Annotated in this window: 20 protein-coding genes and 2 pseudogenes; 18 read left to right on the plus strand and 4 right to left on the minus strand. The window is 69.8% G+C overall.

All coding sequences use genetic code 11. The annotated features are described in order from the left end of the window. Window positions 1–5 precede the first annotated feature (5 nt). Window positions 6–608 (minus strand): annotated as a pseudogene (locus ACFYX0_RS33235) (hydrolase); the annotation flags it as partial. Between the two features lie 229 nt (window positions 609–837). Here ACFYX0_RS33235 and ACFYX0_RS33240 point away from each other — a divergent pair. Together ACFYX0_RS33240 and ACFYX0_RS33245 are read left to right on the plus strand one after the other, a co-directional pair. After that, window positions 838–1,249, plus strand: a pseudogene (locus tag ACFYX0_RS33240) (acyltransferase); the annotation flags it as partial. 30 nt (window positions 1,250–1,279) lie between these two features. Continuing rightward, window positions 1,280–1,975 (plus strand): demethylmenaquinone methyltransferase, encoded by a 696-nt coding sequence (locus ACFYX0_RS33245; RefSeq protein WP_388975928.1) that lies wholly within the window; start codon window positions 1,280–1,282, stop codon window positions 1,973–1,975. Between the two features lie 42 nt (window positions 1,976–2,017). On the opposite strand, the gene ACFYX0_RS33250 is transcribed toward ACFYX0_RS33245, so the two are convergent. Together ACFYX0_RS33250 and ACFYX0_RS33255 are read right to left on the minus strand one after the other, a co-directional pair. After that, complete coding sequence (locus ACFYX0_RS33250; protein WP_388975931.1) at window positions 2,018–2,356, minus strand: PASTA domain-containing protein; 339 nt, start codon at window positions 2,354–2,356, stop codon at window positions 2,018–2,020. A 93-nt stretch (window positions 2,357–2,449) separates the two neighbouring features. Then, window positions 2,450–2,956 (minus strand): GNAT family N-acetyltransferase, encoded by a 507-nt coding sequence (locus tag ACFYX0_RS33255; RefSeq protein ID WP_388975933.1) that lies wholly within the window; start codon window positions 2,954–2,956, stop codon window positions 2,450–2,452. Window positions 2,957–3,004: 48 nt separating this feature from the next. Between ACFYX0_RS33255 and ACFYX0_RS33260 the strand changes: the two genes are divergently transcribed. After that, window positions 3,005–4,339, plus strand: a complete 1,335-nt coding sequence (locus ACFYX0_RS33260; protein ID WP_355908538.1) for a geranylgeranyl reductase family protein — start codon at window positions 3,005–3,007, stop codon at window positions 4,337–4,339. A 623-nt stretch (window positions 4,340–4,962) separates the two neighbouring features. Here the strand turns inward: ACFYX0_RS33260 and ACFYX0_RS33265 are convergent. After that, complete coding sequence (locus ACFYX0_RS33265; protein WP_388975936.1) at window positions 4,963–5,766, minus strand: C40 family peptidase; 804 nt, start codon at window positions 5,764–5,766, stop codon at window positions 4,963–4,965. Between the two features lie 784 nt (window positions 5,767–6,550). Here ACFYX0_RS33265 and ACFYX0_RS33270 point away from each other — a divergent pair. The 15 genes from ACFYX0_RS33270 to recQ all read left to right on the plus strand — a co-directional run bounded on the left by ACFYX0_RS33270 (window position 6,551) and on the right by recQ (window position 24,910). Further along, window positions 6,551–6,910 carry an NADH-quinone oxidoreductase subunit A gene (locus tag ACFYX0_RS33270; RefSeq protein ID WP_003992243.1) on the plus strand — a complete coding sequence of 120 codons (360 nt, stop codon included), beginning with the start codon at window positions 6,551–6,553 and terminating at the stop codon, window positions 6,908–6,910. A 13-nt stretch (window positions 6,911–6,923) separates the two neighbouring features. Continuing rightward, entirely contained in the window at window positions 6,924–7,478 is a 555-nt protein-coding gene (locus ACFYX0_RS33275) for an NADH-quinone oxidoreductase subunit B family protein (protein WP_023547484.1), read from the plus strand. Beyond that, window positions 7,475–8,266, plus strand: a complete 792-nt coding sequence (locus tag ACFYX0_RS33280; RefSeq protein WP_388975939.1) for an NADH-quinone oxidoreductase subunit C — start codon at window positions 7,475–7,477, stop codon at window positions 8,264–8,266. Before ACFYX0_RS33275 ends, ACFYX0_RS33280 begins: the two co-directional genes overlap by 4 nt. Further along, entirely contained in the window at window positions 8,263–9,594 is a 1,332-nt protein-coding gene (locus ACFYX0_RS33285) for an NADH-quinone oxidoreductase subunit D (protein ID WP_388975942.1), read from the plus strand. Before ACFYX0_RS33280 ends, ACFYX0_RS33285 begins: the two co-directional genes overlap by 4 nt. After that, a complete protein-coding gene (gene nuoE / locus ACFYX0_RS33290; RefSeq protein ID WP_388975944.1) occupies window positions 9,591–10,463 on the plus strand; it encodes an NADH-quinone oxidoreductase subunit NuoE in 873 nt (290 codons plus the stop codon). The genes ACFYX0_RS33285 and nuoE overlap by 4 nt, the downstream gene beginning before the upstream one ends. Before the next feature lie 2 nt (window positions 10,464–10,465). Continuing rightward, on the plus strand, window positions 10,466–11,815 hold the full coding sequence (gene nuoF / locus ACFYX0_RS33295) for an NADH-quinone oxidoreductase subunit NuoF (protein WP_388975946.1): 1,350 nt from the start codon (window positions 10,466–10,468) through the stop codon (window positions 11,813–11,815). After that, window positions 11,812–14,316 carry an NADH-quinone oxidoreductase subunit G gene (locus tag ACFYX0_RS33300; RefSeq protein WP_388975948.1) on the plus strand — a complete coding sequence of 835 codons (2,505 nt, stop codon included), beginning with the start codon at window positions 11,812–11,814 and terminating at the stop codon, window positions 14,314–14,316. Before nuoF ends, ACFYX0_RS33300 begins: the two co-directional genes overlap by 4 nt. Continuing rightward, window positions 14,313–15,677: an NADH-quinone oxidoreductase subunit NuoH gene (gene nuoH, locus ACFYX0_RS33305; RefSeq protein ID WP_388975951.1), complete on the plus strand. Its 1,365-nt coding sequence runs from the start codon at window positions 14,313–14,315 to the stop codon at window positions 15,675–15,677. The genes ACFYX0_RS33300 and nuoH overlap by 4 nt, the downstream gene beginning before the upstream one ends. Beyond that, window positions 15,670–16,281 (plus strand): NADH-quinone oxidoreductase subunit NuoI, encoded by a 612-nt coding sequence (gene nuoI / locus ACFYX0_RS33310; RefSeq protein ID WP_311700617.1) that lies wholly within the window; start codon window positions 15,670–15,672, stop codon window positions 16,279–16,281. The genes nuoH and nuoI overlap by 8 nt, the downstream gene beginning before the upstream one ends. Beyond that, window positions 16,278–17,123 carry an NADH-quinone oxidoreductase subunit J gene (locus ACFYX0_RS33315; protein ID WP_388975953.1) on the plus strand — a complete coding sequence of 282 codons (846 nt, stop codon included), beginning with the start codon at window positions 16,278–16,280 and terminating at the stop codon, window positions 17,121–17,123. Before nuoI ends, ACFYX0_RS33315 begins: the two co-directional genes overlap by 4 nt. After that, entirely contained in the window at window positions 17,120–17,419 is a 300-nt protein-coding gene (gene nuoK, locus ACFYX0_RS33320) for an NADH-quinone oxidoreductase subunit NuoK (protein ID WP_076093711.1), read from the plus strand. The genes ACFYX0_RS33315 and nuoK overlap by 4 nt, the downstream gene beginning before the upstream one ends. 15 nt (window positions 17,420–17,434) lie before the next feature. Next, window positions 17,435–19,330 (plus strand): NADH-quinone oxidoreductase subunit L, encoded by a 1,896-nt coding sequence (gene nuoL, locus ACFYX0_RS33325; RefSeq protein WP_388975956.1) that lies wholly within the window; start codon window positions 17,435–17,437, stop codon window positions 19,328–19,330. 5 nt (window positions 19,331–19,335) lie between these two features. Continuing rightward, the gene (locus tag ACFYX0_RS33330; protein WP_355908506.1) at window positions 19,336–20,907 is read left to right on the plus strand and encodes an NADH-quinone oxidoreductase subunit M; all 1,572 of its coding nucleotides are present in this window, start codon (window positions 19,336–19,338) and stop codon (window positions 20,905–20,907) included. Next, window positions 20,904–22,553, plus strand: coding sequence for an NADH-quinone oxidoreductase subunit NuoN (gene nuoN / locus ACFYX0_RS33335; RefSeq protein ID WP_388975959.1), 1,650 nt, complete (start codon window positions 20,904–20,906; stop codon window positions 22,551–22,553). The genes ACFYX0_RS33330 and nuoN overlap by 4 nt, the downstream gene beginning before the upstream one ends. A gap of 344 nt (window positions 22,554–22,897) precedes the next feature. Continuing rightward, complete coding sequence (gene recQ / locus ACFYX0_RS33340) at window positions 22,898–24,910, plus strand: DNA helicase RecQ (protein WP_388975961.1); 2,013 nt, start codon at window positions 22,898–22,900, stop codon at window positions 24,908–24,910. The last annotated feature ends 259 nt before the right edge of the window (window positions 24,911–25,169 follow it).

Below are 25,169 nucleotides of genomic sequence, written 5' to 3' on the forward strand. Positions count from 1 at the left end.
GTTGACCCCGCCAAGGCCTGTCCGAAGGCTCCCGAAGTCTGCCTGACGCCACTGCAGTTCGTGGCCGCGTCGCCCTTGGAGGAGCTGCCGTCCACGCAGCTCCGGTCGCGGAACGTCGACCACATCGACAGCCACGCCAGGTCCTTCCGCTCGGCGAACGACCGCACCTGGACCGCGTCGGAGAGCGTGAACGTCTCTCCCGAGACGTCGTTGACGCCGATCATCGAGGTCAGCGCCAGGCCCTGCCACGCGCCCCGGGAACCCAGCCCGAAGGTGTCCGCGAGCTGGTCGTGGGCCGCCTCGGCGGAGGTGATCGCGTAGTCGCCCATGTCGCCGGTGTACGACTCGCCGTAGTTCATCGTCATGATGTCCACGGCGGAGACCCGCACCCCGTGGTCGTTGGCCGACTCCAGCAGCGCCTTGCCGTCGGCGTCCAGGCCCGAGGGCATCACGGGCAGGGTGAACGAGACGTCGAGCCCGGGGCGCTCCTTCTGCAGCAGCGCGATCGCCTTCGAGCGCAGCGCGCCCGACGCCGTGTCCGTGAGCCGGCCGCCCTCGATGTCGAAGCCCGCCCGGGTCGCGCCCGCCGCGTCCAGCGCCTTCGCGTACACACCTTCACCACGATCAGCGGCGCCCTCGCCGAGGACCGCGCGACCGGACGGACGGCAACGGGCGCCGGGGCCTCCGCGGATGCGGGGAGGGGTGCTTTTGCGGGTGCGGGTGCCTTGGCGGAGGGTGCCGGTCCGGACGGGGCGGGCGCCGGCCGGACCCGGTCCGGGACGCCGGTGCTCCAGGCCGCGCACCGCACCGCCACCGGCGCCATCCTCTACGAGGGCGTACGGGGGCTGGTAGGCCCTCACCCACCAGCAGAAGACGGACAGTTACGACCTGGAGACATCCCGCTCGCCCAGGCGTTCTGTCGGCCGGCTATGTGACGCTGCTCATGTACGCCAAGGCGTACTTCCGTATCGACCTCGCGTGGCCGGCCCGCCTCCGGCGGACCGACCGGGTGGTGACGATCTTCAACGCGCGCGCGGTGACGATCTACCTCTGGCACGAGATCGCGCTCGTCCTCGCCGTGCCGCTGATCGACCGGTTCTGGGACGTGCCTGCGTTCGAGAAGTGGCTGCCGCTGGACAGCCAGTGGTTCATGTACGGCGTCGGCTGGGTGCTGATCTGAGCCGCGATTCCCCTCGTGGGATGGGTCGAGGACGTGGCCGCGCGGAAGAAGCCGAGGCTGCTGCCGTGACGCCGTACCCCGTACTGCCACAATGGGACCGTGACCCGCGCATCCCTGGACAAGCAGCCGCACGAAGTCGCCTCGATGTTCGACGACGTGGCGGAACGGTACGACCTGACGAACGACCTGCTGTCGCTCGGCCAGGACCGGGTGTGGCGCAAGGAGGTCGCGAGGGCGGTCGACGCGCGTCCCGCGCAGAAGGTCCTGGACCTGGCGGCGGGCACGGCGACCTCGTCGCTGCCGTTCACGCGCGCGGGGGCCTATGTGGTGCCCTGCGACTTCTCGCTCGGGATGCTCCAGGTCGGCAAGAAGCGGCACCCCTGGATGCCGTTCACGGCGGGCGACGCCACGCGGCTGCCCTTCCGGGACGATGTCTTCGACGCCGTGACGATCTCCTTCGGGCTGCGCAACGTGCAGGACACCGACGCGGCGCTGAGCGAGCTGTACCGGGTGACCAAGCCGGGCGGGCGCGTCGTGATCTGCGAGTTCTCGCATCCCACGTGGACGCCCTTCCGCACGGTCTACACCGAGTACCTGATGCGGGCGCTGCCGCCGGTGGCGCGGGCGGTGTCGTCCAACCCGGACGCGTACGTCTACCTCGCCGAGTCCATCCGCGCCTGGCCCGACCAGCCGGCCCTCGCCGAGCGGCTGCGCAAGGCGGGCTGGTCGAAGGTGGCGTGGCGCAATCTGACAGGCGGCATCGTCGCGCTGCACCGCGGGTTCAAGGAGAGCTGACGCAAGCCGACGGCGCCGGACGGCGAGCCAGGGCCGGGCGGCTCACCTGAGCAGTTCGAAGGTGTCTCCCGGTTCGTCGAGTTCGCGGCGCAGTCCGCCCGGCGGCGGGATGGGCAGCCGTGGCTCGCGGACCCCGGCGCCTCCGCCGCCCTCGCCCTCACCGAGGTCGAACCACACGGTGACCACGGCGCCGCGCGGGACCTCGGCGCCGGGCAGGGGATATTGGCGTACGACGTAGTCGACGACGGTGCGGTGGAAGTCCGGCCGGTCGGGTGCGGCGAGAGCCACGCCCTGCAGCGCGGCTGTCTCGCGTGCGTCCATCGCCATCAGTCCGACCAGGCGCGGCACGCGAACTTCGGGTGTTTTGGGTGTTATAGGCACAGATGTCACCCCCAGCGGTACTGGAAGGGTAACCGGCCGAGGGTGCCACCCGGAAGCGCTGCGTTTCTTTCTGTAGCAGTTGGCTACGCTACGTCACAACGCCAGTCGGTAGCAGTGTGCTTCCTGCTTCGACACCGGCGTCGTGAGGACCTCTGCGAGGCTCATGCCGAGCCGCCGGGTGACCGCGATCGATCTGGCGTTCCGGGCGTTGACCATGGCCACCACGCCGCCCACGCCCGCCGTGCGGACCCGCTCCAGGGTCATCCGCGTGGCCGCCGTGACATACCCCTTGCCCCAGTGCTCCCGCCCGAGCCGCCAGCCGATCTCGATCTCGCCCCGCGGCCCCCACTCCTGCGGCCACGGCTGGGCGCCGGTGAAGCCGAGGACCTGACCGGATTCGTCGAGCACGGTCCACAGGCAGAAGCCGCGCTCGGCGTCGTGCCGCCGCTGCCGGGCGGTGAGTTCCTCGTAGACGGACAGCTCGGCGGAACGGCCGCCGTGGAACTCCATCACATCCGGGTCGTCGAAGACCCGGTGCCAGGTCACGGCATCCTCGTCGGTGGGAACGCGCAACCGTACTACGGGCAGAGCTCGGTTCACGGGGGCAGCCCTTCAGCCGGGTGATCAATTCTGCTGAATAGACTGCCCATGTCCAGTGCCCGTCAGCACGCAGATTTCGAACCCTGGGGAGATCCCGCCGTGACCGAGCCCCTCTCCGACAACACCGCCGATGTGATCGTCGTGGGCGCGGGGCCAGCCGGCTCCACGACCGCGTACCACCTGGCCAGGGCCGGGCTCGATGTCCTCCTGCTGGAGAAGACCGAGTTCCCGAGGGAGAAGGTCTGCGGCGACGGCCTCACCCCGCGCGCCGTCAAGCAGCTCGTGGCGATGGGCGTCGACATCTCCGAGGAAGCCGGCTGGCTGCGCAACAAGGGCCTGAGGATCATCGGCGGCGGTTCCCGCCTCCAGCTCGACTGGCCGGATCTCGCCTCCTACCCGAACTACGGACTCGTCCGCAAGCGCGACGACTTCGACGAGCAGCTGGCCCGGCAGGCCCAGAAGGCCGGCGCGCGCCTGTACGAGCGCTGCAACGTCAGCGGGCCGGTCGTCGACGACCGCACCGGCCGGATCACCGGCGTCACCGCCAAACTGGGCGAGGAGAAGCGCGAGGTCACGTTCCACGCGCCGCTCGTCGTCGCCGCGGACGGCAACTCCACCCGGCTCTCCCTGGCGATGGGGCTGCACCGCCGCGAGGACCGGCCGATGGGCGTCGCGGTGCGCACGTACTTCACCTCCCCGCGCCACGAGGACGACTACCTGGAGTCCTGGCTGGAACTGTGGGACCGGCGCGGCGGCCAGGAGCGGCTGCTCCCGGGCTACGGCTGGATCTTCGGCATGGGCGACGGCACGAGCAACGTCGGCCTGGGCGTCCTGAACACCTCCGAGTCCTTCAAGGAGCTGGACTGGCGCGAGGTGCTCAAGGCGTGGTGCGCCTCGATGCCCGAGGACTGGGGCTACACCCCCGAGAACATGACCGGCCCGATCCGAGGCGCCGCCCTGCCCATGGCCTTCAACCGCCAGCCGCACTACACCAAGGGCCTGCTGCTCGTCGGCGACGCGGGCGGCCTGGTGAACCCGTTCAACGGCGAGGGCATCGCGTACGCCATGGAGTCCGGCCAGATCGCCGCGGACGTCATCGTCCAGGCCATGGCCCGCGCGACCCCCGCCCAGCGCGAACTGGCCCTGCACAACTACCCGAAGATCCTCAAGGACACCTACGGCGGCTACTACACACTGGGCCGCGCTTTCGTGAAGCTGATCGGCAACCCGAAGGTGATGAAGATCGCGGCCCAGCGGGGCCTGACGCACCCGATGCTGATGAAGTTCACGCTGAAGCTCCTGGCCAACCTGACGGACCCGACGGGCGGCGACGCGATGGACCGCGTCATCAACGGCCTGTCCAAGGTGGCCCCGAAGGCGTAGCCCTCCGGGGGTTCGGCGGGGGAGTGGCGCACGCGGGGGCGTGAAGGGCTTGTGCACGGGCGTGAGCGCTCCCAGGGCGCCGGAGCCCGCCCGGGGGCGGTGAGCGCCGTCGACGGGGCGTGAGGGCGCGCGCAGCCGTCGCGGGCCGGTTCTCGGTCCCCAAGGACCGGGGCGCTCCTACGGGGCGCCCAACTCGGCCGCCCTGGCCGAGCGTCGTGCGAGCACCTCCTGGCGCCGTCCGCCATCTGCCGGAGCGCGTCCCTGCGGTCGCGCTCCGAGAGGTGGTCCAGACGGATGTGACCGCCCGAAAGGTCCGTCTCATGGAGGAGTCGGCGGGCGAAGCAAACGGCCCCGCCGGGCCCGTCCCGTCGCCGTCGGCACGCGGGTGTTCCCTTTGGGGTGAATTCTGCCCGGCCAACGGGCGGCGCTCGCGGGCGTCATGGGCGTCATGGGCGCTGTGGGCGCGCCGGAGCGGCCCAGAGCGGAGATGCCGGCTGTACCCCCGATGGGCGCGTCAGGGCAGCCGTAAGGGCCGCCGCGCCCGGTGGCAGCGGCGGCCCTCAGTCCATGACGCCGGTGACGCGCATGCGCGTCACCGGCGCCCGTACGGGTCGTGCTGCGGGTCAGAGCACCCGGACCGCGCCGGTCGGCGGGTCGTACGACAGCGGCTTCTCCACGACGCCGCTGGAGGGGTTCTGCGCGCCGACGAACATGCCGTCGCCGACGTAGACCGCCACGTGGTACGCGCTGCCCGCGCTGCCCCAGTACAGGATGTCGCCCGGCTGCAGGTTGCTCAGCGAGACCTGGGTACCGGAGGTCGACTGGTCCTGCGACACGCGCGGCAGGCTGACGCCGATCTGCTTGAACGCGGTCTGCACGAGGCCCGAGCAGTCCCACGAGTTCGGGCCGGTGCTGCCCATGACGTACGAGTCGCCGATCTGCGCCTTGACGAAGGCGACGACCGCGGCGGCGGACCCGGTGGCCGTGGACGTGCTGGTCGAGGCGGCGTCGGACGTGGCGGCCAGGACGGTCCGGTCGGCGCTGCGCGAGGCGGCGGCTGCCGTCTTGCGCTCGGCCTCGGCCTTCCGCTGAGCCTCCGCTTCCTTCTTCTTGGCCTCCGCGAGGTCCGCCTTGGCCTGCTTTGCGGCATTTGCGGCGGCTGCGTCGCGCTCGGCCTGAAGCTGGTAGTCGGCGGCTGCCTGCTGGGTGGCTTCCGCGGACTGCGCGACCTGCGTGGCCATGTCGGCAGTCAGGGTGGGCAGTTCAAGGGTCTGCGTCACCGGCTCGGCGGCGTTCGCCGAGGCCGACGCGCCGGCGACGGCCAGCGTGCCGAGGACGCCACCCGCAACTCCGGCCCGCATCGCGATCGTCGACGAGCTGCGGTTGCGGGGCTTCCGGTGGCTGCGTATGTGAGCGGTGTGGGACATGAGTCCAACGGGTATCAGGGGCTCCTCCATACCTTCAAGAAACGTGTGGTGCGCCACAGTTGTTCAATCGGGCCCCGAAACCCCGGGCGTGTCACTCTTTATTGACGCCGTAACGGGCATTGCGGACACCAGTGATCAAGCCTGTGATCACGGGTTTTCTTCGTTACGTCCGGATTGCGCTGCGCTTATCACCGGTCACGCTCCATGGCCAAGCCCCCTTTATTTCGATCTCATACAGATGTGGCGCAGGTCACGGAACGGTCTCCGGCAGGGCGGCGTCTCGCGCACGAAAGTCATGTCTCGTTCGCCATCGGTGCGCGTCCTTCACGCTTGATCACATCTGCTCACGCTTGTGAACGTGTGCACGCGTCCACATTCCTCCCCGCCCCTCACTCCCGGGTGTGAACGCGCTCCTTTATCAAGCGATCCGGTCCGGGGCGAATTTGCCTTGAGTCGATGGTCTTTGATAGTGCAAGGCGCCGCCGACCAGCGAGGACGAGCGAAAATGTCACCTCTTGGTGATCACTTGACTGCTTCGCGTATGAAGGTCACCGCTCATCCGACTTCATGATCCTTCGCCGGGTGGTGGAGATCACAAAGTACGTGGTGACCCCCGTGTCGCAGATCACATACCGCCGGGCATAAGATGCGGGGCAGTTGGGCTTGTGACCTGCTTCACATGTCCGCGATCTTCGCCGGGGCGGGCGGGGCTCGTGGGACTGATGAGGCCGGAGTGAGCCCAGTGCAACCGCCAGTCAGTGCCGACTGAGAGGAGCGAGGAGCGGTGAACGCGTATGCGCCCATCCTCGTACTGGGAGCCCTCGGGGCAGGCTTTGCGATCTTCTCCGTGGTCATGGCCACGCTGATCGGTCCGAAGCGGTACAACCGCGCCAAGCTCGAGGCCTACGAGTGCGGCATCGAGCCGACCCCCACGCCGGCCGGCGGCGGGCGCTTCCCCATCAAGTACTACCTGACGGCGATGCTCTTCATCGTCTTCGACATCGAGATCGTCTTCCTCTACCCCTGGGCCGTCACCTTCGACGCCCTGGGGATCTTCGGGCTCGTGGAGATGCTGCTCTTCGTGCTCACCGTCTTCGTCGCGTACGCGTACGTATGGCGGCGCGGCGGCCTGGAATGGGACTGAGGGGCCTTTAGTCATGGGACTCGAAGAAAAGCTGCCGAGCGGTTTCCTACTGACGACCGTCGAGCAGGCCGCGGGCTGGGTGCGCAAGGCATCGGTCTTCCCCGCCACGTTCGGCCTCGCCTGCTGTGCCATCGAGATGATGACCACCGGCGCCGGCCGTTACGACCTGGCGCGCTTCGGCATGGAGGTCTTCCGCGGCTCGCCCCGGCAGGCGGACCTGATGATCGTCGCCGGCCGGGTCAGCCAGAAGATGGCGCCGGTCCTGCGGCAGGTCTACGACCAGATGCCGAACCCCAAGTGGGTGATCTCCATGGGGGTCTGCGCCTCCTCGGGCGGCATGTTCAACAACTACGCGATCGTGCAGGGCGTCGACCACATCGTCCCCGTCGACATCTATCTGCCGGGCTGTCCGCCGCGGCCGGAGATGCTGATGGACGCGATCCTCAAGCTCCACCACAAGATCCAGACCTCGAAGCTCGGCGTGAACGCCGAGGAGGCGGCCCGTGAGGCGGAGGAAGCGGCCCTCAAGGCCCTCCCGACGATCGAGATGAAGGGGCTGCTGCGATGAGCGACGCGAAGAGCAACGGCGCGGACACGCCCCGCGACGGCGCGAACGGCGCCGCGGCGAACGGCAACGGCGTCAACCCCGAGAAGGACCTCGGCGCCGCCAACCTCCCGGGCATGCGCGGCGACCACGGTGAGGAGATCCGCGTCCAGCGCGGCATGTTCGGCGCCAACAACGGCGGCGACACCTCCGGCTACGGCGGCCTGGTCCGCTCCGTCCGGCTCCCCGGCGCCGCCGCTCGCCCCTACGGCGGCTGGTTCGACGAGGTGGCCGACGAGCTGGAGGGCGCCCTGGAGGAACAGGGACTCGTCCCCGAGAGCGCGATCGAGAAGACCGTCGTCGACCGTGGCGAGCTGACCTTCCACATCGAACGCGAGTACCTCGTCGCCGTCGCCCAGACCCTCCGCGACGACCCGGCGCTCCGCTTCGAACTGTGCACCGGTGTCAGCGGGGTGCACTACCCCGGCGACAAGGGCCGGGAACTGCACGCCGTCTACCACCTGCGGTCGATCACCCACAACCGGTTGATCCGCCTGGAGGTCAGCGCCCCCGACGCCGACCCGCACATCCCGTCGCTCGTCCCCGTCTATCCCACGAACGACTGGCACGAGCGCGAGACGTACGACTTCTTCGGCCTGATCTTCGACGGCCATCCGGCGCTGACGCGGATCATGATGCCCGACGACTGGCAGGGCTTCCCGCAGCGCAAGGACTATCCCCTCGGCGGCATCCCCGTCGAGTACAAGGGCGCCCAGATCCCGGCTCCGGACCAGCGGAGGTCGTACTCATGAGCACACAGACTCCGTCCTCCGCCTCTTCGCGCGAGACGACCGAGGGCACCGTCTACACGGTCACCGGCGGCGACTGGGACGAGGTCGTCCAGTCCGCCACCCGCGCCGACGACGAACGCCTCATCGTCAACATGGGTCCCCAGCACCCGTCCACGCACGGCGTGCTGAGGCTCATCCTGGAGATCGACGGCGAGACCGTCACCGAGGCCCGCTGCGGCATCGGCTATCTCCACACCGGTATCGAGAAGAACCTCGAGTACCGCACGTGGACCCAGGGCACCACGTTCGTGACGCGCATGGACTATCTGACGCCGTTCTTCAACGAGACGGCGTACTGCCTCGCGGTGGAGAAGCTCCTCGGCATCGAGGACCAGATCCCGGACCGCGCCACGATCCTGCGCGTGCTCCTGATGGAGCTGAACCGGATGTCCTCCCACCTGGTGTGCATCGCCACCGGAGGCATGGAACTCGGCGCGACCACCATCATGATCTACGGCTTCCGCGACCGGGAGATGATCCTCGACATCTACGAGCTCATCACCGGCCTGCGGATGAACCACGCCTACGTCCGCCCCGGCGGACTCGCCCAGGACCTGCCGCCGGGCGCCGTGGACCAGATCAGCGAGTTCGTGAAGAAGATGAAGAAGAACCTCCCGGAGTACGACAAGCTCGCCACCGGGAACCCCATCTTCAAGGCCCGTATGCAGGACGTCGGCTATCTGGACCTGGCCGGCTGCATGGCCCTCGGCGCCACCGGCCCGATCCTGCGCTCCGCCGGCCTGCCGCACGACCTGCGCAAGGCCCAGCCCTACTGCGGCTACGAGACCTACGACTTCGACGTCCCGACCGCCGACACCTGCGACGCCTACGGCCGCTTCCTCGTCCGCCTGGAGGAGATGCGCCAGTCGCTCGGGATCATCGAGCAGTGCCTGGACCGGCTGCAGCCCGGCCCGGTCATGGTCGCCGACAAGAAGATCGCCTGGCCCGCCCAGCTCGCCCTGGGACCGGACGGGCTCGGCAACTCCCTCGATCACATCAAGAAGATCATGGGCACCTCCATGGAGGCCCTGATCCACCACTTCAAGCTGGTGACCGAGGGCTTCCGCGTCCCGCCGGGACAGGCGTACGCGGCGGTCGAGTCGCCCAAGGGCGAACTCGGGGTGCACGTCGTGTCCGACGGCGGCACCCGCCCCTACCGGGTCCACTTCCGCGACCCGTCCTTCACCAACCTGCAGGCCATGGCGGCGATGTGCGAGGGCGGCCAGGTCGCCGACGTGATCGTCGCCGTCGCGTCCATCGACCCCGTGATGGGAGGCGTCGACCGGTGACCACCAGTTCCTCGGAGCGCGGCGTCAGTCTGGGCATGCCCGAGCTGCCCGCGCCCGCATATCCGGACGACGTCCGAGCGCGCCTGGAGCAGGACGCGCGCGAGATCATCGACCGCTACCCGGACTCGCGCTCCGCCCTCCTGCCGTTGCTGCATCTCGTGCAGTCGGAGGAGGGACACGTCACCCGCACCGGGATGCGCTTCTGCGCGGACATGCTCGGCCTGACCACGGCCGAGGTCTCCGCGGTCGCCACCTTCTACACCATGTACCGGCGGGGTCCGTCCGGCGACTACCAGGTGGGGGTCTGCACCAACACCCTGTGCGCCGTGATGGGCGGCGACGCGATCTTCTCCGCCCTGCAGGAGCACCTGGGGGTCGGCAACGGCGGGACGACCGCCGACGGCAAGGTGACCCTGGAGCACATCGAGTGCAACGCGGCCTGCGACTTCGCGCCGGTGGTGATGGTCAACTGGGAGTTCTTCGACAACCAGACCCCCGAGAGCGCCAAGCGCCTGGTCGACGACCTGCGGGCGGGCCGGCAGGTCGACCCCACCCGCGGTGCCCCCATGTGCACCTTCAAGGAGACCGCGCGGATGCTGGCCGGCTTCCCCGACGAGCGGGACGGGGCCGTCGAGGCGACCGGCAGCGCGGGCCCGGCCTCCCTGGTCGGGCTGCGGCTGGCCAAGGGGGAGTCCGGTGCCGCGCGTGTGGTGCACCCGCGGGACGGCGGGCCGCACGACGAGCCGCCGGAGGACACGGCGGTGCATGAGCCGTCACCGACCGAACACCTCAGTTCGCACGACGCGCCGCAGGACACATCGGCCTCCGACCCTGCCCATCCCGCTGGGCCCGCCGACGAGGAGGGGTAGTGATGACGTTGGCACCGCAGATCAACGAGACCAGCCCTGAGAAGCTGCTGGCACCCGTGCTGTCGGCCTTCTGGGACGAGGAGGAGTCCTGGACGCTGGACGTCTACCAGCGGCACGAGGGATACGAGGGGCTCCGCAAGGCGCTCGCCATGTCGCCCGACGAAGTGATCGCGTACGTCAAGGACTCCGGGCTGCGCGGCCGGGGCGGCGCGGGATTCCCGACGGGAATGAAGTGGCAGTTCATTCCCCAGGGCGACGGCAAGCCTCACTATCTGGTTGTCAACGCCGACGAGTCGGAGCCCGGGACCTGCAAGGACATCCCGCTCCTCTTCGCGAACCCGCACAGCCTCATCGAGGGCATCGTCATCGCGTGTTACGCCATCAGGTCGTCGCATGCCTTCATCTATCTGCGGGGTGAAGTCGTCCCCGTGCTGCGGCGGTTGCACTCCGCCGTACGCGAGGCGTACGCGGCGGGCTACCTCGGCGAGAACATCCTCGGCAGCGGACTCGACCTCGAACTCACCGTGCACGCGGGCGCGGGCGCGTACATCTGCGGTGAGGAGACCGCACTGCTCGACTCGCTCGAAGGCCGCCGTGGTCAACCGCGGCTTCGTCCCCCCTTCCCTGCCGTCGCGGGCCTGTATGCGTGCCCGACTGTTGTGAACAACGTCGAGTCGATCGCGTCGGTTCCCGCGATCCTCCACCGGGGCAAGGAATGGTTCCGGTCGATGGGCAGCGAGAAGTCCCCGGGCTTCACGCTCTACTCGCTCAGCGGCCACGTCACGAGCCCCGGCCAGTACGAGGCCCCGCTCGGCATCACGCTCCGTCAGCTCCTCGACATGAGCGGCGGGATGCGGCCCGGCCACCGGCTGAAGTTCTGGACGCCCGGCGGCTCCTCGACACCGATGTTCACCGACGAGCACCTCGACGTCCCGCTGGACTACGAGGGCGTGGGCGCCGCCGGTTCCATGCTCGGCACCAAGGCCCTGCAGTGCTTCGACGACACGACGTGCGTGGTACGGGCCGTCACCCGCTGGACCGAGTTCTACGCCCATGAGTCCTGCGGCAAGTGCACACCCTGCCGCGAGGGCACGTACTGGCTCGTGCAGCTGCTGCGGGACATCGAGGCGGGCAAGGGCACCATGGCCGATCTCGACAAGCTCGCCGACATCGCCGACAACATCAACGGCAAGTCCTTCTGCGCCCTCGGCGACGGCGCCGCCTCGCCGATCTTCTCCTCCCTCCAGTACTTCCGCGAGGAGTACGAGGAGCACATCACGGGCCGGGGCTGCCCCTTCGACCCGGCCAAGTCCACAGCCTGGGCGGACAAGCCCGCGGAGGTGACCGCATGACTGTGACCACCGGCGCTCCCTCATCAGGGGGGCAGGCGGCGGTCCCGCCGGAGGACCTCGTCACGCTGACCATCGACGGCATCGAGATCAGCGTGCCCAAGGGCACCCTGGTCATCCGGGCCGCCGAGCAACTCGGCATCGAGATCCCTCGCTTCTGCGACCACCCCCTTCTGGACCCGGCCGGCGCCTGCCGCCAGTGCATCGTCGAGGTCGAGGGCCAGCGCAAGCCCATGGCGTCCTGCACGATCACCTGTACGGACGGGATGGTCGTGAAGACTCATCTCACCTCGCCCGTCGCCGAGAAGGCCCAGAAGGGTGTGATGGAGCTCCTGCTCATCAACCACCCGCTGGACTGCCCCGTCTGCGACAAGGGCGGCGAGTGCCCGCTGCAGAACCAGGCCATGTCGCACGGCAACGCCGAGTCCCGCTTCGAGGGCAGGAAGCGCACCTACGAGAAGCCCGTCGCGATCTCCACACAGGTGCTGCTCGACCGCGAGCGGTGCGTGCTGTGCGCCCGCTGCACCCGCTTCTCCAACCAGATCGCGGGCGACCCGATGATCGAGCTGCTGGAACGGGGCGCGCTCCAGCAGGTCGGCACCGGCGAGGGCGACCCCTTCGAGTCCTACTTCTCCGGGAACACCATCCAGATCTGCCCGGTCGGCGCCCTCACCTCGGCGGCGTACCGCTTCCGCTCCCGCCCCTTCGACCTCGTGTCGTCGCCGTCGGTGTGCGAGCACTGCTCCGGCGGCTGCGCGACCCGCACCGACCACCGGCGCGGCAAGGTCATGCGCCGCCTCGCGGCCAACGACCCCGAGGTCAACGAGGAGTGGGTCTGCGACAAGGGACGCTTCGCGTTCCGCTACGCGCAGCTGCCCGACCGGCTGACCACCCCGCTGGTGCGGGGCGAGTCCGGTGAGCTGGAGCCCGCCTCCTGGCCCCAGGCGCTGCAGGCCGCCGCCGAGGGCCTGCTCGCCGCGCGGGGCCGGGCCGGTGTGCTGACCGGCGGACGGCTCACCGTCGAGGACGCCTACGCGTACAGCAAGTTCGCGCGCGTGGCCCTCGACACCAACGACATCGACTTCCGCGCGCGCGTGCACAGCGGCGAGGAGGCCGACTTCCTGGCCGCCCGGGTCGCCGGACGCGGCCGTGACCTCGACGGCACGGGCGTCACGTACACCGCGCTGGAGAAGGCACCCGCCGTCCTGCTCGTCGGGTTCGAGGCCGAGGAGGAGGCGCCCGGCGTCTTCCTGCGGCTGCGCAAGGCCTGGCGCGGCCACGGCCAGCAGGTGTTCGCCCTCGCCACACACGCCACCCGGGGCCTGGAGAAGGCCGGCGGCGTCCTGCTGCCCGCCGCGCCCGGCACCGAGACCGAGTGGCTGGACGCGCTGGCCGGCCGGGTCGGCCTGGAGGAGGACGGCGTACGGGCCGCCGAGGCCCTGCGCACCGAGGGCGCGGTGATCGTCGTCGGCGAGCGGCTCGCCGATGTGGCGGGCGCGCTCACCGCCGCCGTACGGACCGCGGCCGCCACCGGCGCCCAGCTGGTGTGGATCCCGCGCCGGGCCGGGGAGCGGGGCGCGATCGAGGTGGGCGCACTGCCCACGCTGCTCCCGGGCGGCCGCCCGGCCACCGACCCGCGCGCGCGGGACGAGGTCGCCGCGGCCTGGGGCGTCGCCGAACTCCCGCAGCGCTTCGGCCGGGACACGGACCAGATCGTCGAGGCCGCGGTCACCGGCGAACTCCGGGCCCTGCTGGTCGCCGGCGTCGAGGTCACCGATCTTGCCCATCCGGCACGCGCGCGTGAGGCGCTCTCCTCGGTGGGCTTCCTGGTGTCGCTGGAACAGCGCCCCAGCGAGGTCACCGCACACGCCGACGTGGTGCTGCCGGTCGCGGCGGTCGCCGAGAAGGCCGGCACCTTCCTCAACTGGGAGGGCCGGGCCCGTTTCTTCGAGGCGGCGCTCAAGCCCGACCAGATGACCCGGTCCGTGGCGCCCGCCGACGCGCGCGTGCTCCACATGCTCGCCGACGCCATGGACGTCCATCTGGGGCTGCCCGATCTGCGGACCGTGCGGACGGAGCTGGACCGGCTCGGCCCCTGGGACGGACTGCGGGCCGCCAACCCCCTGGAGATCGGGGGCCAACTGCCCCGTCCGGCCGCCGGGGAGGCGGTGCTCGCCGGTCACCGGCTGCTGCTCGACCGGGGACGGCTCCAGGACGGCGACGAGGCACTCGCCGGCACACGCCACGCGGCACGCGCGCGGGTGTCGGCCGCCACCGCCGCCGAGGCAGGCGTCAAGGACGGTGACCTGCTTGCGGTGAGCGGCCCGGCAGGGACCGTGGAACTCCCGCTCCAGATCACCGAGATGCCGGACCGGGTGGTCTGGCTCCCGCTGAACTCCACCGGTGGGGGCGTCGCCTCCGACACCGGTGCGCTGCCCGGCAACCTCGTCCGCATCGGCCCGGCGACCCCCGCCGCCGAGGCCCCCAAGGAGGTGGAGGCATGAGCCCGTACCTCGCCGCTGAAGACCTCTCCATGTTCGGCCGCGACCCCTGGTGGCTGGTCGTCGTCAAGGCGGTCTTCTGCTTCGCCTTCCTGATGGTGACCGTGCTGTTCTCCATCGTCTGGGAGCGCAAGGTCGTCGCCTGGATGCAGCTGCGGATCGGCCCGAACCGGCACGGCCCCTGGGGCATGCTCCAGTCGCTCGCCGACGGCGTGAAGCTGATGCTGAAGGAAGACGTCATCGTCAAGCGCGCCGACAAGGTGGTCTACGTCCTCGCGCCGATCGTGGCGGCCATCCCGGCCTTCATGGCGATCGCGGTGATCCCCTTCGGACCCGCGGACAACGAGATCTCGATCTTCGGTCACCGGACCGCGATGCAGCTCACCGACCTGCCGATCGCGATGCTCTACATCCTCGCGATCGCCTCGGTCGGCATCTACGGCATCGTCCTCGCCGGCTGGAGCTCCGGATCCACCTACCCGCTGCTCGGCGGTCTGCGCTCCTGCGCGCAGATGATCTCGTACGAGATCGCCATGGGTGCCGCCTTCGCCTCCGTGTTCCTCTACTCCGGGTCGATGTCGACGTCGAGGATCGTCGAGCAGCAGCACGACCGCTGGTTCATCCTGCTGCTGCCGGTCTCGTTCATCATCTACATCGTCACGATGGTCGGCGAGACCAACCGCGCCCCCTTCGACATGCCGGAGTCCGAGGGCGACCTGGTCGGCGGCTTCAACACCGAGTACTCGTCGATCAAGTTCGCGATGTTCATGCTCGCCGAGTACGTGAACATGGTGACGGTCTCGGCCGTGTCGACCACGCTCTTCCTGGGCGGCTGGCGGGCGCCGTGGCCGATCAGCGGCTTCTGGGCGGGCGCCAACCACGGCTGGTGGCCGCTGCTCTGGTTCGTCATCAAGGTCCAGCTGCTGCTGTTCTTCTTCATCTGGCTGCGCGGCACGCTCCCGCGCGTCCGCTACGACCAGCTGATGAAGCTCGGCTGGAAGGTCCTCATCCCGGTCTCCGTGGTCTGGCTGATGCTCGTCGCGACCGTGCGGGCGCTGCGCAACGAACACTACGGATTCGCCGACATCGCCCTCTATGTCGCGGGCGGTGTCCTCACGCTGCTGGTGCTGTCGTTCCTCGTCGACATGTTCCGCGAGAAGGCCAAGGAGCCCGAGCGGCCCACGGCGGGGCCCGCCGCCTTCGACCCGATGGCGGGCGGCTACCCCGTACCGCCGCTGCCGGGACAGACGCTGCCGCCCGTGCCCAGGCGCCGCTCGCGCCGGGAGCGGGAGCTGATTGTCAGTGGCGGGCCGGACACTGTCAGTGACGGATCTACGGATGGAAAGGAGGCGTCCGATGGCTGAGGAGCCCGAGGAGGCCGGGCAGACGAAGCCCGGTTTCCAGAACCCCGTCGCCGGCTTCGGCGTGACCTTCAGGGCCATGTTCAAGAAGCGGCTGACCGAGCAGTACCCGGAGCAGAAGAAGACCACGGCTCCGCGGTTCCACGGACGGCACCAGCTCAACCGCCATCCGGACGGCCTGGAGAAGTGCGTCGGCTGCGAGCTGTGCGCCTGGGCCTGCCCCGCCGACGCTATCTACGTCGAGGGCGCGGACAACACGGACGAGGAGCGCTACTCCCCGGGCGAGCGGTACGGGCGGGTGTACCAGATCAACTACGCCCGCTGCATCCTGTGCGGCCTGTGCATCGAGGCGTGCCCCACGCGCGCGCTCACGATGACGAACGAGTTCGAGCTGGCGGACTCCAGCCGCGCCAACCTGATCTACACCAAGGAGCAGCTGCTCGCCGGCCTGGAAGAGGGCATGGTCGACACCCCGCATGCCATCTACCCGGGGACCGACGAGCAGGACTACTACCGGGGCCTGGTGACGGAGGCCGCGCCCGGCACGGTGCGCCAGGTCGCCGTCTCCAAGGGAGAGAAGCCCGAGGAACAGGAGGCGGACGCATGAGCGCGCAACTCGCCGCCGCCTACACCACCTCCACCGGTGAGGCCTTCCAGTTCTGGGTCCTCGGCACGATCGCGGTGATCGGCGCCCTGTGCACCGTCTTTATGAAGAAGGCCGTGCACAGCGCCCTCTGCCTGGCCGGCACCATGATCGTCCTGGCGGTGTTCTACCTCGCCAACGGCGCGTACTTCCTGGGCGTCGTGCAGATCGTCGTCTACACCGGCGCGATCATGATGCTCTTCCTCTTCGTGGTGATGCTGGTCGGTGTCACCGCGGCGGACTCCCTGAAGGAGACCATCAAGGGCCAGCGCTGGCTGGCCCTTCTGTGCGGGGTCGGCTTCGGCGTCCTGCTGCTCGCGGGCATCGCCAACGCGTCCCTGAAGGACTTCGCCGGTCTGGGCAGGGCGAACGCGAACGGCAACGTGGAGGGCCTCGCGGCCCTCATCTTCACCAAGTACGTGTTCGCCTTCGAGATCACCGGCGCCCTGCTCATCACGGCCGCGGTCGGCGCCATGGTCCTCACCCACCGCGAGCGCACCGAGCGGGCCAGGACCCAGCGCGAGCTGTCCGAGCAGCGCGTACGGGAGGGCAAGCACGTTCCGCCGCTGCCGGCGCCCGGCGTCTACGCCCGGCACAACGCGGTGGACATCGCGGGCCTCCTCCCGGACGGCACCCCGTCCGAGCTCACCGTCAACAAGACGCTCCGGGAGCGCGGTCAGATCCGTGACGTGTCCGACGAGGCGATCGGCGATCTGAAGGCACTGGAACAGCGCACCGCCGAGCGCCTGGAGCGGGACGAGGACGAGCGGCCGGCGCTCAAGAGGACCGAGGAGGCGTCGAAGTGAACCCGGTCAACTACCTGTATCTCGCCGCTCTGTTGTTCACGATCGGCGCCACCGGCGTGCTGATCCGGCGGAACGCGATCGTGGTGTTCATGTGCATCGAGCTGATGCTCAACGCCTGCAACCTCGCGTTCGTCACCTTCTCCCGGCTGCACGGCAATCTCGACGGCCAGATCATCGCCTTCTTCACGATGGTCGTCGCCGCCGCGGAGGTCGTGGTCGGGCTCGCGATCATCGTGTCGCTGTTCCGTACCCGCCACTCGGCCTCGGTCGACGACGCCAGCCTGATGAAGCTGTAAGGGGTCGGAAGAATCGTGGAGAACCTGATTGCGCTGCTGATCGCGGCGCCCCTGCTCGGAGCGGCCGTCCTGCTGTGCGGCGGCCGGAGGCTGGACGCGGTCGGCCACTGGATCGGTACGGTGCTCGCCGCCCTCTCCTTCGTGTTCGGCGCCTTCCTCTTCGCCGACATGCTGGGGAAGGCGGCCGACCACCGGACCGTGACGCAGCATCTGTTCAGCTGGATCCCGGTGGCCGGCTTCCAGGCCGACGTCACCTTCCGGCTCGACCAGCTGTCGATGACGTTCGTCCTGCTGATCACCGGTGTCGGCTCGCTCATCCATCTGTACTCGGTCGGGTACATGGAGCACGACGAGCGCCGGCGCCGCTTCTTCGGCTATCTGAACCTGTTCCTCGCGGCGATGCTGCTGCTCGTCCTCGCCGACAACTACCTGCTGCTGTACGTCGGCTGGGAGGGCGTCGGTCTCGCCTCCTATCTGCTGATCGGCTTCTGGCAGCACAAGCCCAGCGCGGCGACCGCGGCGAAGAAGGCGTTCCTCGTCAACCGCGTCGGCGACATGGGCCTGTCGATCGCGATCATGCTGATGTTCACGACCTTCGGGACCTTCGCCTTCGGGCCGGTCTTCGCGGACGTGCACGGGGCGGGCGAGGGCAAGCTCACCGCCATCGGCCTGATGCTGCTGCTCGCCGCCTGCGGCAAGTCCGCCCAGGTGCCGCTGCAGTCCTGGCTCGGCGACGCGATGGAGGGCCCGACCCCGGTCTCGGCCCTGATCCACGCCGCGACCATGGTGACCGCGGGCGTGTATCTGATCGTCCGCTCCGGCGCGATCTTCAACGCCGCGCCGGACGCGCAACTGGTCGTCACCGTGGTCGGCGCCGTCACGCTCCTCTTCGGTGCGATCGTCGGTTGCGCGAAGGACGACATCAAGAAGGCGCTGGCCGGGTCGACCATGTCGCAGATCGGCTACATGGTGCTGGCCGCCGGCCTCGGCCCCATCGGCTATGTCTTCGCGATCATGCACCTGGTGACGCACGGCTTCTTCAAGGCCGGGCTGTTCCTCGGCGCCGGCTCGGTCATGCACGGCATGAACGACGAGGTCGACATGCGCAGGTACGGCGGTCTCAGGAGCTACATGCCGGTCACGTTCGTCACCTTCGGCCTCGGCTACCTCGCCATCATCGGCTTCCCGGGCCTGTCCGGCTTCTTCTCCAAGGACAAGATCATCGAGGCGGCGTTCGCCAAGGGCGGCACCGAGGGCTGGATCCTCGGCGGCGCGGCCCTGCTGGGCGCGGCCATCACGGCGTACTACATGACCCGCGTGATGATCATGACTTTCTTCGGCGAGAAGCGCTGGCAGCCCGACGAGCACGGCAACGAGCCGCATCCGCACGAGTCGCCCAAGGTCATGACGATCCCGATGATCGTGCTGGCCGTCGGGTCGGTGTTCGCGGGTGGCCTCTTCTCGGTCGGCGACCGCTTCCTGCACTGGCTGGAGCCCGTCACCGGACACTCGGAGGGCCACTCGCCGGTCAGCGCCCTGACGGTGACCGCCGCCACCCTCGTGCTGCTGCTCGTGGGCGTCGGCATCGCCTACGTCCAGTACGGCCGCCGTCCGGTCCCGGCCGTCGCCCCGCGAGGGTCGCTGCTCACCCGGGCCGCCCGGCGCGATCTGCTTCAGGACGACTTCAACCATGTCGTCCTCGTCCGCGGCGGAGAGCACCTCACCCGCTCCCTGGTGTACGTGGACCACACCCTGGTCGACGGCGTCGTCAACGGCACGGCCGCCTCGGTCGGCGGCCTGTCCGGCAGGCTCCGCCGATTCCAGAACGGCTACGCGCGCTCGTACGCGGTCTCGATGTTCGGCGGTGCGGCGGCGCTCGTCGCCCTGACCCTGCTGATGAGGGCGGTCTGATAGCGATGTCCTTTCCCCTGCTGACAGCGACGGCGGTGCTCCCGGCCGTGGGGGCGATCGCCACGGCAGCGGTTCCCGCCGCCCGGCGCACCACCGCCAAGTGGCTGGCGCTGGTCGTCTCACTCGCCACGCTCGCGCTCGCCGCGGTGATCGGGTTCCGCTTCGAGCCGGGCGGCGCGCGCTACCAGTTCACCGAATCGCATGCCTGGATCAAGGACTTCGGGGTGCGGTACGAACTGGGCGTGGACGGTATCGCGGTGGCGCTGATCGCGCTGACCGCGCTGCTGATCCCGTTCGTGATCCTCGCGGGCTGGCACGACGCCGACCCGCTGGAGACCGGAAGCCGCCGCTGGCGGCCGACGCAGGGCTTCTTCGCCCTGATCCTGGCCGTCGAGGCGATGGTGATCCTCTCCTTCGAGGCCACCGACGTCTTCCTCTTCTACATCTTCTTCGAAGCCATGCTCATCCCGATGTACTTCCTCATCGGCGGGTTCGGGGACCACGCCCACGAGCACGGCGAGCAGACGGCGTCCACGCAACGCTCGTACGCCGCCGTGAAGTTCCTCCTCTACAACCTCGTCGGCGGCCTGATCATGCTGGCCGCGGTGATCGGTCTGTATGTGCAGGCGGGGAACTTCTCGCTCGCGGAGATCGTGCAGGCCCGGGCCAACGGCTCGCTGCACATGGCGACCAGCACCGAACGGTGGCTGTTCCTCGGCTTCTTCTTCGCCTTCGCGGTGAAGGCGCCGCTGTGGCCGCTGCACACCTGGCTGCCCAACGCCATGGGTGAGGCCACCGCCCCGGTCGCCGTCCTGATCACGGCGGTCGTCGACAAGGTCGGCACGTTCGCGATGCTCCGCTTCTGCCTCCAGCTGTTCCCGGAGGCGAGCAGGTGGGCCACGCCCGTGATCCTCGTCCTGGCGGTCATCAGCATCATCTACGGCGCGCTGCTCGCCGTCGGCCAGCGGGACATCAAACGGCTGGTGGCGTACGCCTCGATCTCGCACTTCGGGTTCATCGTCCTGGGCATCTTCGCGATGACCAGCCAGGGCCAGTCCGGCGCGACGCTCTACATGGTGAACCACGGGATCTCGACCGCCGCCCTGATGCTGGTGGCGGGCTTCCTGATCTCGCGCCGCGGCTCGCGTCTGATCGCGGACTACGGAGGCGTCCAGAAGGTCGCTCCGGTGCTCGCCGGCACCTTCCTGATCGGCGGTCTGGCCACGCTGTCCCTGCCGGGACTCGCGCCCTTCGTAAGTGAGTTCCTGGTCCTGGTCGGCACCTTCACACGCCATCCGGCGATCGGGATCATCGCCACCTTCGGCATCGTCCTCGCCGCGCTCTACACCCTGGTCCTGTACCAGCGGACGATGACGGGCCCCGTGAAGCCGGAGGTCGCCGGGATGCCCGATCTGCGGGTGCGGGAGCTGCTCGTCGTCGCCCCGCTGATCGTTCTGCTGATCTTCCTGGGCGTCTATCCGAAGCCCGTCGCCGACATCGTGAACCCGGCGGTCAAACAGACCATGTCCGACGTACACCAGACCGATCCCAAGCCTGCGGTGGAGGCGGCCAAGTGAGCACAGCAGCCGTCCACAGCCTGTGGACAATCGCGGCCGAACCGATCTCGAAGATCCCGGCGCCGAAGATCGAGTACGGGCAATTGTCGCCCACGTTGATCGTCATCGGCGCGGCGCTCATCGGAGTGCTGATCGAGGCGTTCGTACCGCGCCGATCCCGCTACTACGCACAGGTGTTCGTCTCCGTCGTCGCGCTCGCCGCCGCGTTCGCCGCGGTCGTGGCCCTCGCGGCCGACGGCTACGGCACCACCAAGGCGCACATCGCGGCGATGGGAGCCATCGCGGTCGACGGGCCGTCCCTGTTCCTGCAGGGCACGATCCTGCTGGCCGGCCTGCTCGGCGTGTTCACCTTCGCCGAGCGGCGCCTCGACCCCGCCGCGCACGGCAACCGGGTCGACTCGTTCGCCGCGCAGGCCGCGTCCGTACCGGGCAGCGAGGGCGAGAAGGCCGCCGTGAAGGCCGGCTTCACGACCACCGAGGCCTTCCCACTGCTGCTGTTCGCGGTGGGCGGCATGCTCGTCTTCCCCTCGGCCAACGACCTGCTGACCCTCTTCGTGGCTCTGGAAGTCTTCTCCCTTCCGCTGTACCTGCTGTGCGCCCTGGCCCGCCGCAAGCGGCTCATGTCGCAGGAGGCGGCGGTCAAGTACTTCCTGCTCGGCGCGTTCGCCTCCGCGTTCACCCTGTTCGGCATCGCACTGTTGTACGGATACGCGGGCTCGGTGTCGTACGCGTCCATCGCCCACGTCGTCGACGGCACGGTCACGAACGTCGACCCCGCGCTCGCGAACACCATGGGCAACGACGCACTCCTGCTGGTCGGCGCCGCGCTGATCGTGATGGGCCTGCTGTTCAAGGTGGCCGCGGTGCCGTTCCACATGTGGACACCGGACGTGTACCAGGGTGCGCCCACCCCCGTGACCGGCTTCATGGCGGCCGCGACGAAGGTGGCGGCGTTCGGTGCGCTGCTGCGGCTGCTGTACGTCGTCCTGCCCGGCCTGCGCTGGGACTGGCGGCCGGTGATGTGGGCGGTCGCGATCGTCACCATGCTGGGCGGCGCGATCGTCGCGATCACCCAGACCGACATCAAGCGACTGCTGGCGTACTCGTCGATCGCGCACGCGGGGTTCATCCTCGCGGGTGTCATCGCGACGACCCCCGACGGCGTCTCCTCGGTCCTGTTCTACCTGGCCGCGTACTCGTTCGTGACGATCGGCGCCTTCGCCGTCGTGACGCTGGTCCGTGACGCGGGCGGCGAGGCGACGCACCTGTCCGACTGGGCGGGGCTCGGGCGCAGGTCGCCGCTGGTGGCGGCCGTGTTCGCGGTGTTCCTGCTGGCCTTCGCGGGCATCCCGCTGACCTCCGGCTTCGCCGGGAAGTTCGCCGTGTTCAAGGCGGCCGCGGAGGGCGGCGCGATCCCGCTGGTCGTGATCGGTGTGATCTCGTCGGCGGTCGCGGCGTTCTTCTACATCCGGGTGATCGTCCTGATGTTCTTCAGCGAACCGCGCCCCGAGGGCCCGACGGTCGCCGTCCCCTCGCCGCTGACCATGACGGCGATCGGGGTGGGCGTGGCGGTCACGCTGGTGCTGGGTGTGGCGCCCCAGTACTTCCTGAACCTGGCGAGCCAGGCGGGCATCTTCGTGCGCTGAGGAGTCCCGCCGCACACGACGGCCCGGTGCCCGCTCGGGGGGTGCCGGGCCGTTCTGCGTGCGGTCCTGGCGGTTCGGGCGTACTTCATGGGCTTGGTCGAGGTCGAACGGTCGCGGGAGAGGGAGCCTTCGGAGACGACCGCGATGACCAGGATGACGGCGGAGCCTCGCCGGTCCTTTCGGACCATCCGTGCGGAAACGGGCAGGCCTCCCGCGTACGTGTGAACGACTGTCGTGTGCTTGCTCCCGGACGGAGAGGGGAGCCTGTGGATAACTCCGGGGCTGTCGGCGCGGCCCCCTATCGTGGATGGCGTGGTCGAGGGACGACACGTGGGGGACGAGCGATGGACGGGACGGCTGTGATGACGGAGGCGGGCGTGATGCCGGCGCCGAGCGACGGCAGTGAGGCGCGGGCCACGCTGCACCGGATCTTCGGGTATGAGAGCTTCCGCGGCGAGCAGGAAGCGATCATCGAGCATGTGGTGGCCGGCGGCGACGCCGTGGTCCTCATGCCGACCGGCGGCGGCAAATCGCTGTGCTACCAGATCCCGGCCCTGGTCAGACCCGGCACCGGTGTGGTGGTCTCACCGTTGATCGCACTGATGCAGGACCAGGTGGACGCGCTGCGGGCGCTCGGCGTGCGGGCCGGGTTCGTCAACTCCACGCAGGACTTCGACGAGCGGCGCGTGGTGGAGGCGGAGTTCCTGGCCGGCGAGCTGGACCTGCTCTACCTGGCTCCGGAGCGGCTGCGCCTGGAGTCCACCCTCGACCTGCTCTCGCGCGGCAAGATCTCGGTCTTCGCCATCGACGAGGCGCACTGTGTGTCCCAGTGGGGCCACGACTTCCGCCCCGACTATCTGTCCCTGTCCCTGCTCGGCGAGCGCTGGCCGGACGTCCCCCGGATCGCGCTCACGGCGACGGCGACGCACGCCACGCACCAGGAGATCACCCAGCGGCTGAACATGCCGTCGGCCCGCCACTTCGTCGCGAGCTTCGACCGGCCCAACATCCAGTACCGGATCGTCCCGAAGGCCGACCCCAAGAAGCAGCTGCTGTCGTTCCTGCGCGAGGAGCACCCGGGCGAGGCGGGCATCGTCTACTGCCTCTCACGCAATTCGGTGGAGAAGACGGCGGAGTTCCTGACCCGCAACGGCATCGACGCGGTGCCCTACCACGCGGGCCTGGACGCGGGCATGCGAGCGGCGAACCAGTCCCGGTTCCTGCGCGAGGACGGCCTCGTTGTGGTCGCGACCATCGCGTTCGGGATGGGCATCGACAAGCCGGATGTGCGGTTCGTCGCGCACCTGGACCTGCCGAAGTCGGTCGAGGGGTACTACCAGGAGACCGGCCGGGCGGGCCGCGACGGCCTGCCGTCCACGGCCTGGATGGCGTACGGGCTGAACGACGTCATACAGCAGCGCAAGCTCATCCAGTCCGGAGAGGGCGACGAGGCCTTCCGCCGCCGGGCCCAGGCGCATCTGGACGCGATGCTGGCGCTGTGCGAGGCCGCCCGGTGCCGCCGTGGCCAGCTGCTGGCCTACTTCGGCCAGGACCCGGACGCGGGGGGCGGCTGCGGCAACTGCGACACGTGTCTGACGCCGCCGGAGACCTGGGACGGGACGGTCGCGGCGCAGAAGGTGCTGTCCACGGTCTGGCGGCTGGACCGGGAGCGGCGGCAGAAGTTCGGCGCGGTGCAGATCGTGGACATCCTGCTGGGGCGGCGCACGGCCAAGGTCATCCAGTTCGACCACGACCAGCTGTCCGTCTTCGGCATCGGCGAGGAGCTGACCGAGGGCGAATGGCGGGGTGTCGTCCGGCAGTTGCTGGCCCAGGGCCTGCTGGCGGTCGAGGGCGAGTACGGGACGCTGGTGCTGACGGAGCCGAGCGGGTCGGTGCTGCGGCGGGAGCGCGAGGTGCCCCTGCGCAAGGAGCCTGCGCGGCCCGCGGCCGCCCGTTCCTCGTCGCCGAAGAGCGAACGCAGGCCGAAGGCCGCCGCCGAGCTGTCGCCGGATCTGCTGCCCGTCTTCGAGGCGTTGCGCTCCTGGCGCGCGGCCCAGGCGAAGGAACAGGGCGTCCCGGCGTACGTGATCTTCCACGACGCGACGCTCCGGGAGATCGCCACCGCCCGCCCCACGACGGTGGCGGAGCTGGGGACCATCGGCGGGGTCGGCGAGAAGAAGCTGGCGACCTACGGCGAGGGAGTGCTCGGAGTGCTCGCATCGCTGGACGGACCGGCAGCGGGCGGCGCGGCCCCGACAGCGGAGGCCGCCCCGGCGGGCGACGGGACGCCGGCCGACGACTGGCCGGACGCGGAGCCCGATTTCGAGCCGGAGCCGGAACCCGACGACTGGATGTGAGCCAGGGGACGAGCTGAGGTTGGGCCGGGCGCGGGGCTGGATCCGTCCACTGCGGGCCGTGAGGCGCGCATGCTCCGTCCCTGAGGGCTGTGACGGACGCCTGATCCGTCCTTGGGCGCTGTGAGGGGCGCATGGGGCCCGGAGGCGGGAGCCGTGGGGGGGGGGGGGGGGCCCGGCCCCCCCCCCCCCCCCCCCCCCCCCCCCCCGGGGGGGGGGGGGGGGGGGGGGGGGCGCCCCCGCGGGGCCGGGGCGGCCGGGG

Origin of the sequence: Streptomyces sp. NPDC002573 (genome assembly GCF_042889625.1) — a bacterium.
GTDB lineage: Bacteria > Actinomycetota > Actinomycetes > Streptomycetales > Streptomycetaceae > Streptomyces > Streptomyces gibsoniae.